Origin of the sequence: Mycobacterium sp. UM_Kg27 (assembly GCF_000972905.1) — a bacterium.
Classification (GTDB): Bacteria; Actinomycetota; Actinomycetes; order Mycobacteriales; family Mycobacteriaceae; genus Mycobacterium.
The window spans coordinates 1-847 of sequence record NZ_JRMM01000293.1; the positions used below are offsets into that span (position 1 = coordinate 1).

1 pseudogene is annotated in these 847 nt (G+C 74.5%); it reads left to right on the forward strand.

Features of this window, described 5'->3' with window-relative positions:
• Positions 1-847: pseudogene (locus LI94_RS24115) on the forward strand (hypothetical protein); the annotation flags it as partial.

Here is an 847-nt window from a genome sequence, read left to right on the forward strand (position 1 = left end):
ACCGCGGGTGGCAATGGTGGTGTCGGTGGTAACGCCGGTCTGGGTGGCCTGCAGGTCGGTGGCGGCCGGGCCGCTGACGGCACCGCCGGCGTCGGCGGCAACGGTGGCGACGGCAAGGACGGGGTTGCCGGTACTGCCGGCGACGCCCTCAACGTCAACGGCACCGCCGGCACCGCGGGTGGTAATGGCGGTAACGGCGGCCTGGGTGGTCTACAGGCCGACGGCGTGACTCGGTCCGCTTCGGGCGCCGGTGGCGATGGTGGCGCCGGTGGTGCCGGTGGCGCCGGGTATGACGCGGTGGCCGCGGGTGCGGCGGCCGGTACCTCCGGTGGCAATGGCGCTGTCGGTGGCAACGGTGGTGTCGGTGGCACCGGTTCGGTGGCCGGGGCCCATGGTGCCGGTGGTGTCGGCGGCAAGGGCGGTTCGGGCACCGACGGTGCCAATGGTGGTGTGGGCACGGCCGGTATCGCCGGCAGCCCCGACGGTGGTGCCGGTGTCAATGGTGGCAATGGGGGTAACGCCGGTGCCGGTGGCGCCGGTGGCCTCTCCGGTGGCGGTGTCCAGGCCGCCGACGGTGCCGACGGTTCGGCGGGCAAGGGCGGCAACGGTGGTGCCGGTGGTGCCGGCTATGACGCGGCTTCTGATGGTGCCGCCGCGGCCGGAACGTCCGGTGGCAATGGTGGCGTCGGCGGCAACGCCGGCAAGGGCGGTGTCGAGGTCGGTGGCGGGCGCGCCGCGGATGGCGTGGCCGGTAACGGCGGTAACGGTGGCGACGGCAAGGACGGCGCGGCCAGTACCGCGGCCGGTGTTGACGGTGGTGCCGGCGGCAAGGGCGGCAACGGCGGTA